Origin of the sequence: Ureibacillus sp. MALMAid1270, assembly GCF_049202975.1 — a bacterium.
Lineage (GTDB): Bacteria > Bacillota > Bacilli > Bacillales_A > Planococcaceae > Ureibacillus.
Map to the genome: position 1 here is coordinate 18,687 of NZ_JBMIRP010000097.1, position 15,400 is coordinate 34,086.

17 protein-coding genes and 1 riboswitch are annotated in these 15,400 nt (G+C 33.3%); of the genes, 13 read left to right on the top strand and 4 right to left on the bottom strand.

Features of this window, described 5'->3' with window-relative positions; translation table 11 throughout:
* Positions 1-11 precede the first annotated feature (11 nt).
* From ACOQFO_RS15440 to dacB, 6 genes are all read left to right on the top strand, one after another.
* Complete coding sequence (locus tag ACOQFO_RS15440; RefSeq protein ID WP_421690568.1) at positions 12-710, top strand: response regulator; 699 nt, start codon at positions 12-14, stop codon at positions 708-710.
* A gap of 143 nt (positions 711-853) precedes the next feature.
* Positions 854-1,504 carry a VrrA/YqfQ family protein gene (gene vrrA, locus ACOQFO_RS15445; protein ID WP_421690569.1) on the top strand — a complete coding sequence of 217 codons (651 nt, stop codon included), beginning with the start codon at positions 854-856 and terminating at the stop codon, positions 1,502-1,504.
* Between the two features lie 94 nt (positions 1,505-1,598).
* On the top strand, positions 1,599-2,567 hold the full coding sequence (locus tag ACOQFO_RS15450) for a 4-hydroxy-3-methylbut-2-enyl diphosphate reductase (RefSeq protein WP_421690570.1): 969 nt from the start codon (positions 1,599-1,601) through the stop codon (positions 2,565-2,567).
* A gap of 247 nt (positions 2,568-2,814) precedes the next feature.
* Positions 2,815-4,134 carry a DEAD/DEAH box helicase gene (locus ACOQFO_RS15455; RefSeq protein WP_421690571.1) on the top strand — a complete coding sequence of 440 codons (1,320 nt, stop codon included), beginning with the start codon at positions 2,815-2,817 and terminating at the stop codon, positions 4,132-4,134.
* A 38-nt stretch (positions 4,135-4,172) separates the two neighbouring features.
* Positions 4,173-5,060, top strand: coding sequence for a deoxyribonuclease IV (locus ACOQFO_RS15460; protein WP_421690572.1), 888 nt, complete (start codon positions 4,173-4,175; stop codon positions 5,058-5,060).
* Positions 5,061-5,188: 128 nt separating this feature from the next.
* Complete coding sequence (gene dacB / locus ACOQFO_RS15465; RefSeq protein ID WP_421690573.1) at positions 5,189-6,622, top strand: D-alanyl-D-alanine carboxypeptidase/D-alanyl-D-alanine endopeptidase; 1,434 nt, start codon at positions 5,189-5,191, stop codon at positions 6,620-6,622.
* A gap of 51 nt (positions 6,623-6,673) precedes the next feature.
* Here dacB and ACOQFO_RS15470 read toward each other — a convergent pair whose 3' ends face one another.
* Positions 6,674-6,916, bottom strand: a complete 243-nt coding sequence (locus ACOQFO_RS15470; RefSeq protein ID WP_421690574.1) for a hypothetical protein — start codon at positions 6,914-6,916, stop codon at positions 6,674-6,676.
* A 117-nt stretch (positions 6,917-7,033) separates the two neighbouring features.
* On the opposite strand from ACOQFO_RS15470, the gene ACOQFO_RS15475 reads away from it, so the two are divergent.
* The 6 genes from ACOQFO_RS15475 (at position 7,034) to ACOQFO_RS15500 (ending at position 11,594) form a co-directional block, all read left to right on the top strand.
* Entirely contained in the window at positions 7,034-7,780 is a 747-nt protein-coding gene (locus ACOQFO_RS15475) for a metal ABC transporter ATP-binding protein (protein ID WP_421690575.1), read from the top strand.
* A 14-nt stretch (positions 7,781-7,794) separates the two neighbouring features.
* Positions 7,795-8,646: a metal ABC transporter permease gene (locus ACOQFO_RS15480; RefSeq protein ID WP_421690576.1), complete on the top strand. Its 852-nt coding sequence runs from the start codon at positions 7,795-7,797 to the stop codon at positions 8,644-8,646.
* Between the two features lie 4 nt (positions 8,647-8,650).
* Complete coding sequence (locus tag ACOQFO_RS15485; protein ID WP_421690577.1) at positions 8,651-9,061, top strand: Fur family transcriptional regulator; 411 nt, start codon at positions 8,651-8,653, stop codon at positions 9,059-9,061.
* 76 nt (positions 9,062-9,137) lie between these two features.
* A riboswitch (cobalamin riboswitch) is annotated at positions 9,138-9,309 on the top strand.
* 219 nt (positions 9,310-9,528) lie between these two features.
* Positions 9,529-9,939 (top strand): DUF4430 domain-containing protein, encoded by a 411-nt coding sequence (locus ACOQFO_RS15490; protein WP_421690578.1) that lies wholly within the window; start codon positions 9,529-9,531, stop codon positions 9,937-9,939.
* A 12-nt stretch (positions 9,940-9,951) separates the two neighbouring features.
* Entirely contained in the window at positions 9,952-10,503 is a 552-nt protein-coding gene (locus tag ACOQFO_RS15495) for an ECF transporter S component (protein ID WP_421690579.1), read from the top strand.
* Positions 10,504-10,952: 449 nt separating this feature from the next.
* Positions 10,953-11,594 (top strand): alpha/beta hydrolase, encoded by a 642-nt coding sequence (locus ACOQFO_RS15500; RefSeq protein ID WP_421690580.1) that lies wholly within the window; start codon positions 10,953-10,955, stop codon positions 11,592-11,594.
* A 49-nt stretch (positions 11,595-11,643) separates the two neighbouring features.
* Here ACOQFO_RS15500 and ACOQFO_RS15505 read toward each other — a convergent pair whose 3' ends face one another.
* Together ACOQFO_RS15505 and ACOQFO_RS15510 are read right to left on the bottom strand one after the other, a co-directional pair.
* Positions 11,644-13,824, bottom strand: a complete 2,181-nt coding sequence (locus tag ACOQFO_RS15505; RefSeq protein WP_421690581.1) for an EAL domain-containing protein — start codon at positions 13,822-13,824, stop codon at positions 11,644-11,646.
* Positions 13,825-13,936: 112 nt separating this feature from the next.
* Entirely contained in the window at positions 13,937-14,428 is a 492-nt protein-coding gene (locus ACOQFO_RS15510; RefSeq protein ID WP_421690582.1) for a hypothetical protein, read from the bottom strand.
* 195 nt (positions 14,429-14,623) lie between these two features.
* Between ACOQFO_RS15510 and ACOQFO_RS15515 the strand changes: the two genes are divergently transcribed.
* The gene (locus ACOQFO_RS15515) at positions 14,624-14,752 is read left to right on the top strand and encodes a hypothetical protein (protein ID WP_421690583.1); all 129 of its coding nucleotides are present in this window, start codon (positions 14,624-14,626) and stop codon (positions 14,750-14,752) included.
* A 72-nt stretch (positions 14,753-14,824) separates the two neighbouring features.
* Here ACOQFO_RS15515 and ACOQFO_RS15520 read toward each other — a convergent pair whose 3' ends face one another.
* Complete coding sequence (locus tag ACOQFO_RS15520) at positions 14,825-15,397, bottom strand: hypothetical protein (RefSeq protein ID WP_421690584.1); 573 nt, start codon at positions 15,395-15,397, stop codon at positions 14,825-14,827.
* Positions 15,398-15,400: the final 3 nt, after the last annotated feature.

The following is a 15,400-nucleotide window of genomic DNA, read 5'->3' on the forward strand; positions in this document are numbered from 1 at the left end:
AAGGTGAAACTGTGACTTCAACAAAGGTACTACTTATCGAAGATGATCCTATGGTAAGAGAAGTGAATCGACAATTTATTGAAAGAGTTGAAGGATTTACTGTTATTGATATGAGTGGCAATGGAGTAGATGGAATATCAAAAATAAAAGCATTAAAGCCTGATTTAGTGCTAATGGACATTTTTATGCCAGAACAAGATGGTATTGAAACACTACGAAAAATACGAAATGAAAATTTACCTGTAGATGTCATTGCTGTTACAGCTGCAAATGACATACAAACGATTCAAAAAATTTTACATCTTGGTGTTTATGATTATATTATGAAGCCCTTTACTTTCGAACGGATGCAGCAGACATTAAAAAATTTCGATCGATTTAAACGAATGACCAATAGTGTAAATGATGTAACTCAAAAGGAACTAGACGAGATGATTCATCATTTCCGTGAAGGTGAAGCACCATTGGATACATCTTTAGAAGATATTGTTGATCTTCCTAAAGGTTTTAATCGAACTACATTGGAAAAAGTGCTAAATTATATTAAACAGACAAAAAACGGTGCCTCTGCGGATGACGTAGCTTCAAATATTGGAGTTGCAAGGGTAACCGCAAGGAGATACTTAGATTTCTTAGAAAAACAAAAACTGATTAAAGTTGATGTTCATTATGGTGGAATCGGTAGACCAATCAATCATTACTATATTTAAACGAAAGATGGTGATCCAAAATTTTTGGGTTAGCATCTTTTTAATTAGGCATTTAACCTATTACAAATGTTTAGTCCTTTGCATATGATAGCTGATAGAACAACCTACGCCATAGGAATCTTATATATTGAAAGGAGATCGACATGCGTAATTTTTACCGTCAAGGGCCACCGCCTATGGGACCATACAATCACTACCGCGGTCCAGGTCGTATGCCAGGTTACGGATTTCCACCACCACATAGGTACAATCCGGGAATGATTCCTCCAGCTGGACCAAAAGGAGTTTCCAAAGTCGAATCATTTATGGAAACATGTAATAGATTATTAGCTACTGCACAAGGATTTCAACCATACATTGCTCAAGCAACTCCACTCCTCCGTAATTTACCGGCAATATGGAGACTTTACAAAGGGTTTAGCTCAAAAGGTGAAGACAAGGGTGACTACTATGAACATGAGTCATCCGAATTTAATCTAGATGATTCTTCATCATTTGAGTATGTTTACAAAGATGATCAACATAATCATAAGCCACAACAAACACCAAAACATGAGCATAAAGAAGAGGAAAAAGATCATCATCATGAAAAACCAACTCGAGCAAAGCATGAACCAGAACGTAAAGCAGAATTTAACCATAAAGGATTTGCGAATCGCTTCTTCCCAATTCGCCATGAAAGAAGACAAGAGCCTGTTGTTGACAAACCAGTAGTTCAAACTCTAAAAAAACCATACAAAACGAAGCCATCAGTCCCAAGAATTTTCCAACCAACATTCCATATTGATGAATAAAACATCATCATAAACTTTTCCAATAACGAAGCTTTGTATTAAATGTCACTCTCCTATATAATAAAACTATGTAACAACAAAAGGAGTTGACATGATGCAAGTTATTAAGATTAATCCCAGAGGCTATTGTTATGGGGTAGTCGATGCAATGGTAATTGCGCGTAACGCTTCATTGGATAAAACATTACCGAGACCTATTTATATATTAGGAATGATCGTTCACAATAAACATGTAACAGATGCATTTGAAAAAGATGGTATTATTACTTTAGATGGTCATAATCGAAAAGAAATTATCGAACAGGTGAATGAAGGAACTGTTATTTTTACAGCACACGGTGTCTCACCTGAAATTCGCGAGATTGCTAGGAAAAAAGGTTTAGTATCGATTGATGCCACATGTCCTGACGTAACAGTCACACATGATTTAATTCGTGAAAAGTCTGCGCAAGGATATGATATTGTATATATTGGTAAAAAAGGTCATCCAGAGCCAGAAGGGGCAATTGGAGTTGCGCCAAATCAAGTCCATTTAGTCCAAAATGTGGAGGATGTTGATAAACTACAACTTAATAACGATAAGCTACTAGTAACAAACCAAACGACGATGAGTCAATGGGATGTGATAGCTGTGATGGATTATTTAAAACAAAAATATCCACACATTGAAGTTCATGAAGAGATTTGTCAAGCAACCCAAGTTCGCCAAGAGGCAGTTGCTGAGCAAGCAGGCGCAGCAGACTTAACGATTGTCGTTGGGGATCCTATGTCTAATAACTCAAACCGATTAGCACAAGTATCAGAGGAAATTGCTGGTACAAAAGCTTATCGAATTGCAGATCTATCAGAGTTAAAATTAGAATGGCTTGAAGGAGTTGAAAAAGTAGCAGTTACAGCTGGTGCTTCAACACCTACACCAATCGTAAAAGAAGTAATTACCTTTTTAGAGAAGTTCGATCCACAAGATCCTTCTACACATGATCTGACTAGAACTGTTACAATGGATCGAATTCTTCCAAAAATTAAAGAACCAAAACCTGTCGATAAAATTATGCCATATTAATTTATAGATATTAATTTCTGGGGTTATCTTGAAAATAGTACTTTCAAGATAACCCTTTACATTTTGGAACTAAATTGTTCAACTTACTGCTCTTGCCACAAAAGCTTTTTGCAGAAGTAATAGTTATTGTATAAAAATCGTTCAAAATATGGCAAAAAGGTCACATCAAAAGGACTTAAGGACGGGCTTTTATTGTGCATTAGCTTTTTGAAATGTTACAATATGAAACATACTAGGAGGGCGAAATATGTCGAAGTATTCGGATTACGATTTAAAACCTTTTCTTCGTGAAGCAATTGCTAAGTTAGGTTTCGAAGAACCTACACCCATTCAAAAGGAAATGATTCCATTAATCCTTAAAGGGAAAAGCGCGATCGGACAAGCTCACACAGGAACAGGAAAAACACATAGTTTTTTAATACCGATTGTACAACGTATCGTTGAAGAGAAACAAGAAGTGCAGGCTGTCATCACATCACCTACAAGAGAGCTAGCACAGCAAATTTTTGATGCGTTAAGTCAACTAATTGAAGGAACAACAATTCAAGCAAAATTATTTATTGGTGGTACAGATAAGTTACGTACGATGGAAAAATTAAAATCAGGTCAACCGCACATAGTGGTTGGAACTCCTGGTCGAATAAAAGATCTTGTTCATGAGAACTCGTTACTTGTTCATACAGCACCAATTTTAGTAGTAGATGAAGCAGACCTTGCATTTGATATGGGCTTCATTGAAGATATTGATGGATTTGCAGCGAAAATGCCTGAGAATTTAGAGATGTTTGTTTTCTCGGCAACTATTCCTGAAAAGCTACAACCATTCTTAAAAAAATACATGGATTCACCTGTTCATATTCATATGAATGATAAACGTCCAGTAGCAGAAGGAATTGATTTTATATTAGTTCCGATTCGTTCTAAATCACGCGATAGAAGATTAGTTGAAGTCATTGAGGGCATCAATCCATACTTAGCAGTTATCTTCTGTAACACACGTAAAACGGCTGAATCAGTTGCTACTTATTTGGCTGAACAAGGCATTAAATCTGGACAAATCCATGGTGATTTAAGTCCACGAGATCGTAAGAAAATGATGAAGCAAATCCGCGATTTAGAATACCAATATATTGTTGCGACGGATTTAGCTGCGCGCGGGATTGATATTCAAGGTATTTCTCATGTCATTAATTATGAAATTCCAGAAGACCTAGAATTTTTCATTCATCGTGTTGGACGTACAGCCCGTGCTGGAAATAAAGGTACAGCCATTACACTATTTGAACCAGAAGATGAAGACAAAATTGTTCGAATTGAAAAAATGGGAATTCCATTTGAACAAATGGATATTAAAAAAGGTGAATGGGTTGAGTTAAAAGAACGCCATGCACGCCAAAATCGTGTCAAACGTGAGAATGAAATTGAAAAAATTGCAAAAGCAAAAGTTCGTAAACCGAAAAAAGTAAAACCAGGTTATAAACGAGCAATGAAATGGGAAATGGAAGAAATTAAAAAGAAAGAACGTAAGAAAAGAACAAAGCAAGACAATAAAAAGCCGCGAAACTAGATTGGAAGTAGCGCTGTATATAATAGGAGGAAATGAGAATGTTAATTGGTTCGCACGTTTCAATGAGCGGCAAAGAAATGTTGCTTGCTTCTAGTAAAGAAGCTGCATCATATGGCGCTTCTACTTTTATGATTTATACAGGTGCACCTCAAAATACTCGTAGAAAAGCAATTGAAGAGTTAAATATTGAAGCAGGATTAGCACATATGAAAGAAAATGGTCTATCAAACATAGTTGTCCATGCTCCATATATTATCAATATTGCTAACACAACAAAGCCTGAAACTTTTGAACTTGGCGTAGAATTTTTACAAAAAGAGATTGAAAGAACAGCTGCAATTGGTGCTTCACAAATCGTTCTTCATCCTGGTGCCCATGTGGGAGCGGGAGTTGAGGCTGGTATAGCGAAAATTATTGAAGGATTAAATGAAGTATTAGCAACTGAACATCCAGTTCAAATTGCATTAGAAACAATGGCTGGAAAAGGCTCTGAGATTGGACGTTCATTTGAAGAATTAGCACAAATTATAGATGGTGTAACGAATAATGAAAGACTATCGGTATGCTTTGATACTTGTCATACACACGACGCAGGTTATGACATTGTGAATGATTTCGATGGAGTATTGGAACAGTTTGATAAAATCATTGGTCTTGATCGAATTAAAGTTGTTCACGTAAACGATAGTAAAAATGTTTGTGGTGCGGGGAAAGACCGACATGAAAATATCGGTTTTGGCCATATTGGATTTGAAGCTTTAAAAACAATAGTTCATCACGAAGTATTTAAAGATATTCCGAAAATATTAGAAACACCTTGGATTGGACCAGATGCAAAAAATAAAGTAGCACCATACAAAGAAGAAATTGAAATGCTACGTACAGGTAAATTCATCCCTGAGACTATAGAAGCTTTAAGAGGATAACTATTTTGAAAAATACTGTTTGAGAGAAATAATCTCTTAAATGGTATTTTTTTATGTTATATACATAATATGAGAGTAATTTTTCAAATGTTTGGGTAAACAGTTAATATAAGCTTATGGAGGAGACTATGAAGAAGAAAATTTCTGTGTTCGTTGTATTACTAGTTATGTTTCAACATACTTTTTTCCTATCAAATGCACATGCTTCACTAATCGATGAAACCATTTCTTCTGAATTAGGTACATCCAATATTAGTGTATCTGTGCGTTCCTTGGATAACGGGAAACTTATCTATCAAAATAATGGAGATGTAGGGATAAAACCAGCTTCTACTTTGAAATTACTTACCGCTTCTGCTGCATTAGATGTACTAGGGGAAAACTATCGATTCACAACAGAACTATATATTGATGGACAAGTGAAAGACAATGTACTAAATGGTAACCTTTATGTAAAGGGTGGAGGAGATCCTACTCTTCAAGAGGAAAATTTTAAAACCTTTAGCAATGTATTAAAAAGAGCTGGAATTACTTCGATTTCAGGTCATCTTTACGGCGATGATTCAATGTTTATTGGACCCCAATTAACCCCAGGAATAGCGAAACATGATGAGAGTTACTATTATGCTGCGAGGACATCGGCTCTAACGATGTCACCTGACGATGATTATGATTCTGGAACGATACTTATTGAAGTAAACGCTAATACAATCGGTAAAAGCCCTACTATTGATGTTAAACCGAATTTAAGCGGTATGATTATTACTAACAAAGCAATTACTGTAGATGCTAATGATAAGAATACAATCGAGATATATCGTGAGTATAATACGAACAAAATCTTCATTACTGGTAACATTCCATTTGGTGATTCTACAAAAGAATGGATATCAGTATTAGATCCAACCATTAATACACTTCATGCTTTAAAACAAATATTAAAAGAATCAGGTATTTCATTTTCTGCAAATTCGATGATAGATAGAAAAGTTGTTCCAACCAATGCGGAGTTAATTTACACTAAGAAGTCGATTCCATTAAAAAGTATTATGACACCATTTTTAAAATTGAGTAATAACGGAATTGCCGATATTCTTGTTAAAACAATGGGAAAAGAACAATTTGGTGTAGGAAGCCTGCAACATGGCTTACAAGTGTTAAATGATTATGGAAGAAGTATTGGACTCGAAATGAATCAATGGTCCTTTGAAGACGGCTCTGGCATGTCACATTCCAACAGAATAACAGCGAACCAATTATCAAACTTATTATTTCTTGTTAAAAATAAACCGTACTATCCAACCTTATATAACAGTTTACCAATTGGAGGAATACAAGATCGACTTGTAGGAGGATCCCTTAAAGATCGCTATAAAAATCCAAATTTAATAAATAGGGTAGTGGCCAAAACCGGTTATATCTCAGGAGTATATACTTTAGCTGGATATTTTAAAGCGAAAAGCGGAAAACAATATATATTTTCAATACTGACACAAGAGCAAACTACTATAAAACTTAGTTCTATAGATGAAGTAGTAGAAACATTTATTGAAAATTATTAATGGAAATAAAGTAGGTGGTTGAAATTCTGAGATTTCAACCACCTAAGTTTATTAATAATTATCAAGTATCTTTTTATATTTTTTGAATTTTTTTGGACCTAAAATTCTTTCGCACTCTTTCAGTACACTTTTCGGAATGCCTGTAACTAACCATGTAATATTGGCACTCTCAGCTAAAGGTCTTAACTGGCGGACTTCATCAATAGTCAGTTCAACTCCGTAATAACTTGCAATTTTAATCACTTCTTTATCAGACTTCGATAATAATGATTCCCAAACTTCTATTGCCCTCATTCTTTCAATCCTTTCCTCTTAAGCGATTCGAAATGGAAGTCTTTACAAAAGACTAGGAAACACGTATACTAACAAAATGTAAATCGTAATGATTCTTAATTAGAAAGAAGCGATATGATGGAGAAACCATTAATTGAATTACAAAATGTCTCTTTTCAATATGAACAGACTAAAGTTCTTCATAATATTTCCTTTTCCGTTAAAGAAGGAGATTTCCTTGCAATCCTTGGACCAAATGGGTCAGGTAAATCCACACTTTTAAAATTAATTTTAGGTATTGTGAAACCACTATCAGGCGAAATTAAATTATTTGGTGAGTCAGCAAATTCATTTCAACATCGTGAATGGATCGGCTATGTTTCGCAAAAATCCAATGCATTTAATTCTGCTTTTCCAGCTACAGTAGAAGAAGTTGTTAAAAGCGGGTTAACGAAAAAAATAGGTTTATTTAAAAGAATGCCTAAGAATGCAAATGAACTAGTAATGAATGCACTAAAGGCAGTTGGTATGGAAAATTTTGTATCAAGGAATATTGGACAGTTATCGGGTGGTCAACAGCAAAGAGTTTTTATAGCTCGAGCTTTAATCGCTGAACCGAAGCTACTTATTTTAGATGAACCTACAGTTGGAATTGATCATGAAAATGTTCAATCATTTTATGATATGTTAGCTAGACTAAACGAGGAACAACAAAAGACAATTATTTTAGTAACACACGACGTTGATACTGTTTCAAATCGAATTAGCCACGTCGCATGTTTAAATCAAACGATTCATTTTCATGGTTACAAAAAAGAATTTGATACCATTTCAAATGATAAATTAAATGACTGGTACGGTCATTCCGTACGGAAAATACACTAGAGGAGGGAAAGCTTTTGATTGAAGCATTACTTAACTATCCATTAATACAAAACGCTTTTCTCTCAGGTTTAATTATTGGCATTATTGCCCCTTTATTAGGCGTATTTATCGTTGTTAGACGTATGTCATTAATAGCAGATGCTCTATCCCATGTAACTTTAGCAGGAATTGCAGGGAGCTTATATTTAAGTCAATCTGTAGCTTCACTCGCTTTACTGAATCCAATCTATTTGGGAATCGTGGCTTCAGTAGGAGGATCCATCTTAATTGAACGTTTAAGAAGTTTATATAAACACTATGAGGAACTCGCGATACCAATTATCATGTCAGCGGGGATTGGTTTATCGGCGATTTTTATTTCATTAGCAAGTGGGTTTAGTACAGACTTAATGAGTTATTTATTTGGCTCTGTCTCTGTTGTATCCAGACAAGATCTTGGAGTTATATTCATCATCGCATTAATCGTCATTGTCTTTCTATTGTTATTCTTTAAGGAAATGTTTGTATTATCATTTGATGAAGAGTACGCAAAAGCAACAGGCCTACCATCTAAATGGATTCACTTATTATTTATGATTGTTGTAGCATTAGTGATTGCTGCTAGTATGCGTATAGTTGGTATTTTATTGGTTTCCTCACTAATAACATTACCTGTTGCAGCTGCTATGCGAATTGCAAAAGGTTTTAAGTCAACAATCATCTATTCGATTATTTTTGGTGAATCTTCGGTAATTATTGGATTAGTAAGCGCATTTTATTTAAATTTAGCGCCAGGTGGTACAATTGTTGTAACATCCATTATTATTCTATTCATCGTAATTTTCTTTAAAAAGTTTGGTAACAATTTACGAGTAGAAAGGAGATAAAGAAGTGAACATTACAAAAGCTTGGGAAATTCTAAAAGAAAATGGTTTTAAAAAGACTGACAAACGTGAACTAATATTAAATATGTTTAGTGAAACAGAAAAATATTTAACAGCGCGGGATTTACTGTCTGTATTAAAAAAAGATTTCCCTGGTATGAGTTTTGATACGATTTATCGTAATCTTTCTACTTTTGTAGAATTAGGTATTTTAGAAGAAACAGAGTTAAACGGAGAAAGAAACTTCCGAATGCAATGCGAATCAGATCATCACCACCATCATTTTATTTGTATGGAATGTGGAAAGGTAAAAAATATAGAAATTTGTCCTATGGAAATGTTATCCGAGAGACTACCTGGTTGTGAAATTGAATCGCACAAATTTGAAATTTACGGAAAATGTCCAAATTGTGCTTAAATTTACCTAAAACTGATAACGAAATAAAATAAGACTACTAATTTTATGAATAGTATGTTAAATTGCTATTAAGTGAATAATCTTGCAGGAAATAGACGCATGATGCTTAATTGGGAATTCGGTGAAAATCCGAAGCTGTATCCGCAACTGTAAGTGCTAGTTTTGGAATATGCCACTGTCAAATGATGGGAAGGCTCCAAAAATGTGAATGCACAAGCCAGGAGACCTGTCTTTTTCTGATCGTAACAAACCTCTTCGGAATTAAAGAGAATGTACGGCAAATCTCGTGAACACACAATTTCAGTGTTAATAACAAGTATTTCTTGCCATCCATTCTAGGGTGGCTTTTTATTTTGCCTCTGTTCTTTCTGTAGATTAATTCACGAAAAAAATGTAGGAGGGCTAGTAAGGAAATTTTTAAATCTGGATTACATATTAAAAAGGGAAAATACGAAGGAGAGTTTCAAATGAAAAACATACTTAAAAGAATATCTTTATTAATGGTAGTAGTAATCGCTTTAGTTGGATGTGGTAATCAAACACAAGAAGAGGTAAAACCTGCTGAACAAACATCGAATAATACAGCTGAAACGAATGTAGAAGAGTCAAAAGTAGTACTTGAAGTAATCAATGACGGTAAAACAGAATCTAAAGAAGTTACATTTACTGAAGGTGAAACAGCATTAGAAGTAACAATTAGGGAATTAAATGCTGTTGAAGAAGGCGGCTTTGTTACAACTATTAATGGTGTAGAAGCTGGCGAAGCTACAAAAACGTTTTGGGCATTATCAGTAAATGGTGAAATGTCAATGGTAGGCGCAGGAGAAGTAATCCTTAAAGATGGAGACAAAATTACTTGGGAGCTATCCTCTTACTAATGAGGTGAAATATTGGAAGATAAAAATCTTCAGTTAGGACACACAATGAAAATAAGACAATCAACAAGAGTAATGACAATCATTGCATGTCTTGCTGCTTTAAGCATTGTTGGAAGAATTTATACAGTAGGAATCCCAAATGTACAACCTTCAACAACAATCATTATTTGTGTGTCACTAGTATTCGGTATTAGAATTGGTTTAACATTAGCAGTCTTGACTGTGTTTGGTTCAAATTTAGTATTAGGGTTCGGTCCCTTTTTAATCATGCAATTGCTCGCATGGGGGGCTGTAGCCATTGTTTCTGGTCTATTAGGGAGAATATATAAAAAGATACCATTCGCTATCCTAGCGTTCTATTCAGCATTAATGGGAATGTTCTATGGATTTGTCGTTTCATTAAATATGCTATTTATTGGCAATGGTGTAATGTTTATTGCCTATTATTTAGCCGGCATTCCATTTGATATTTACCATGCAATCGGTAACTTCGGTTTTTTCTTAGTATTAGGACCAATCATCATTAAATTAATGGAAAAAGAAAAGAAAAAGTTATTTGGATAATGTAAAAGGGTTGACTTGAAAATTAAATTTCAGGTCAACCCTTTCTAAATGTGTAAGTTGCTGCTTAATCATTGTTAAAACGAGAATATGTACTAGTATATTAATTATTACAATTGCTATTAGAGAATTGCTCATAAATTCAGATTGCTTCCTTACAACTATTACGAATGGTCTAATTATATGAATTCGTTTTCAATTCAATGACGCAAGCTTTTACGAAGCGTGCTTGGTTTTCGGCCAATAATTGAATCTCCTCAGAATTTCCTAGGTAATACTATTAGTTTATAACTATTTTCGTATAATTACTAGAGGAAATTTGTAAATTTTCACAATATTAAAAAATAATACTTAATTCGTAATTCAACATTCACTTTCTTATACTTTTATTTCGAAAGTACAAATTTTTTGTTACACTTATTAGATGATAATACAGGAAGGACTAAATACTTATGAAATCACCTTACACATTTAAACATATAGCACCTTCATTTCAAATAGATGAAAAAGGAGCTGCAATTTTTTTATTACACGGACTAGGTAGTAATGAAGATGATTTACTTCAACTAGTCGATTCATATAAAGGGAATTGCCATATTTTTAGCTTAAGAGGACCAATTGCACACCGTCCTGGTTTTGCTTTCTATACTTTTGAAGAAGAGGGGAAACCAAATAGAGAAATATTTGATAAAATGATTTTATTTACGCTGGACTTTATAAAAGAAGCAGTAGAGGAATATCAATTAGATCCTAAGAAAGTTTATATTATTGGGTTCAATCAAGGCGCGGTTATTGCGCAAACATTAGCGCTTTTCCTAGGAAATGAAATAGCAGGTACTGTTGCTCTAAGTGGTTATATACCTGATTTTGTTATCGCTGATTATAAGAAAGCGGGTATAAAAGACGCCAAAGTATTTATTTCACATGGTGAGTATGACTATGACTTCCCAATCCAATGGGGAGAAAATAATAAGCGATTTTTTGAAGAGTACGGGGCGAACGTAACCTTTAAAACTTACCCAGTGGGTCATGGTGTTTCTCCTGAAAATATAAAAGATTTTCATTCATTTATTGAAATTAGTACAAAATGTTAATAAAACTCCACGTTTACCAATTGATGGTGAACGTGGAGTTTTTATATTGTTATTGGTTTGAATTTAATAACATTTCCGCTTCAACGATTGGCATAGGTTTATGGAAGTAGTATCCTTGCCCAATGACACAACCAATATTTTTTAAAAAATGATACTGTTCAATCGTTTCAATTCCTTCCGCAACAGCATTCATATTTAATTTTGAGGCTAATTGTACAATTGTTTGGACAACAGAGTACATTTCATTATTGTTCATATTACTAATAAATGACCGGTCAATTTTAATTTCAGAGAATGGAAGTTGCTGTATATAACTTAAAGAAGAAAATCCAACACCAAAATCATCAATCGAGCTATCGTATCCGAATGCTTTTAATTTTAATAAAATTTCTTTTGCCTTCTCAAAGTCAACTAGCTCAAAGTTTTCCGTCACTTCGATTTGTATGAGATCCGGACTAATATCATATTGACTTACAAGTTGGATAAAGTCATCTACGAAAGTTTCATGGTAAAAATGAACAGGGGAAATATTTACAGATACTGGTACCTGTTTTAATCCATGAATTTTTCTTTGTTGCTGCCATTCTAAAACTTGTTTTAAGATAGCATTATCAATTTCTCGTATTTTTCCGCTAGATTCTGCAATAGGTATAAATGAAGCTGGAGAAACAAATCCAAGTACAGGTGAATTCCATCTTGCTAATGCTTCAAAGCCTTCAATATCACCAGTATTTAAATTAACCTTTGGTTGAAGAAAAGCTGTAAATTCGTTATTTTTAAGCCCATAGATTAATTGGTTTAATGTATCCATTTCCTTTTGCATGACTTTATTTGTTTCTTCGTCAAAGAAAGTAACAACTGTTCCGTACTTTCTTCTAGAGCTTGTAAGAGCGATATCAGCTTGTCGAATACTTTCGTCCATTGCTACTTCAGAACTAAAATAGGTGATTCCCATATTAAAGTTGATAAACATTTCTCTTTCTGTTAGATCATATGGCGTTATAGTTAGTAAATTCCTTAAATTGGATACGTATGACTCTACATCCTTTTTATCAATATGAATCGCTTTAATAATAGAAGAATTTGAGAAACGACCATAAATCATATCATCATGATCATTACATAGAGTTTGTATTCGATGACCAATTTGTTTTAACAGCTCATCACCCGTTTTCCTACCGTACAAATCTACTATCCCGGCATATTCAACAGGTTGGAGTATTAATAATACTCCAGAAAAATCTTTCTGTATCCATTGTGATAAATTGGTGTAAAAGTAATTAGGATTGGGTAATCCTGAGTTCATGTCAAAAAAAGCTAACTTCTTTAATTCTTTTTTCTGTTCTGCATACTTTAATGACAGTGAAATAATAGGTGATAATTTATTTAAAAACTCAATGTCCGTTTGTTTTAACGAAGATTCATTTTTTAAATAAATCGTAATACTACCTAATATGACTTTATGTTGGTTCACGATTGGTTTTGACCAACTTGAAGTGACAGAATGAATTAAGTCTCTTTGCTTTGAACTCGATTTGTTCTTCCGTTTAGATGAATATTGGTCAATATAAATTGTATTTTCGTTAAAACCAGCACTTGAATCGAGCAAATTCTTGTTAATTTCTTCGATAGTATGTAGTGGTAGGGAACCAGTTGCTACCACTTTTAGTTCTTGATTTGGTTGTAAAACTCTAATAGCACAGTATATATTGCGAATATAATATTTTTCTACTTTTTCAGTAATTAACTGTAGTATATTTTCCGAATCTGCTCCTTGCTCTAATTCCGCATATACTTCTCTTTCCAGTTTCGAAAGCATTTTGTCTAAAGAAGAATCTGTAATATTTTTAAATAGAAGTACCGTATATTGTACTTTATTTGACATGTCCCTTATGGGGAATGAGTTAATACAATTCCAAAATGGAGTTCCGTCTTTATGATAGTGAATCAAATTGAGTTCAAAAGGTGTTTCTGTTTTTATATTAATCTCAATTTCTTGTTCCAGTTCAGAATCTGTTTTAGTACCACTTAAAATTTTTAAATTTTTCCCTATAAGTTCCTGCCTAGAATAACCTGTTAAAATAGATAAGGATTCATTGCAGTATAAAAAAGTTTGATGACAATCTGATTGATCAATGATCGCAATTCCATTTACTACTTGATCAGATAGATGACAAAGAAATGATATTAATTGATCTTTAGTTTGGGGCATCTTGCTTGGTATTAACATCCTTGTTCCCCCTAAGGTAAATAGACATGTATTTTAAAGTATTATATCAAATCTATCTAAAATTGCCGAGAATATTTTGAAAATTTGTAGTTTTTAGTAGATTATTGTAATTTTAGTAATTAATAGTAAATGCTTCATATAACATTTTTTGTGCAACTTCGCCAAATTCCTCAACTATTGTATTGTCCTTTAATTTCATCGTAACTTTAGTACTTTCTGTATTGATTTGACCATTTTCAATTTCAAGTTTGATTGTTACTTTTCCGTTCATTCGCAGATCTTGTTTCATTTCATCAGAAAACTTATTCTCTTCAAATAGTCCATCTTTCCAAGTACCTTTTATAGTAAAAATTTGTAATTTATCATTTTTTTCATATTCCCATAGAGTGTCACGTAATATAGTTGTAAATAACTCATCTATCGTAAAGGACTCATTGCCATACTCAATATTAATGGATTTTGCCTCTAGGGCTTCTTGCGAGATGGCGCTTGCCGCTTTGTGCGCCTGATCGTCTATTCCTGAAAGTGCATCTCTAATATCGGAACAACCGGCTAATATACTTGTAATGAATAAAATAATAGTAACAATTTTTATATTTCGCACGAAAATTCCTCCATTTCTAAAATAGTACATATATTTAATCTTAACGAAATTAACAACTAATGGGTTATGACATTTCTCACTTTTTTGGACAAAAGTAGAAAATTTTATTTGTATCTCCAAGTCGAACAACAAGAAAAAGATTATATGTGTAATTAGAAAGTGGAAAATTTTATTCTATTGCGAAAGGAAGAGACAATGAAGATTGATGACGAGATTCTGGATAAGTTAGGAGTCTATTTTGTCTATCATGATATTTATAATCGCTATGGAATTACCTTTGAAACGTTTGTAGATCGTTGGTTAAGAGGGATTTTAGACATTTAACGTTAATATTTGTGAAATAAAAAAAGAAGGACTACATTAGAATTTTACATTCTAACCTAGTCCTTCTTTATTTTAAAAATGGCGTTTAATCCAATCATTTGCCTCTAACCAATCATAAACACGAATCACGTTTTCGGGGACAGGGTTTCGATTGTATGGAGTATCAAATAATATTACAGGAATTTTTAATTCTTCTGCTATACAGACAGCATTATCATGTTTATCTTCAAAAAAGACGTCGACTTGATGTTTTTTAGCAACTTCGAGTTTATCATGACTTCCTATTAACTCAATATGATGAAAAGGTACTTTGTTTTCTTCAAACCATTTTTGAGTAATAGAGAATAAGTTTGTATTACGCGCTGATATATAAAATAATTCGTATATAGATTGCCAATCATTTAATATGGTTTTTGCATTTTTTGCAATTTCGCTTACAGAATACATATATGCTTCATTTTCTTGGAACCACTTTGAAAATTCATCTCGGTCGATTGGTTCTTTAAAAGCACTTAAGAAATCATATTCAACTACATCATCTAAAACGATATTTGTATTATATTTTTTATTGATATGTGGAATAAGTGTATCTGCAGTTGTTACCGTACCATCTATATCAATACCAAATCGAGGTTTATTTTTCATATA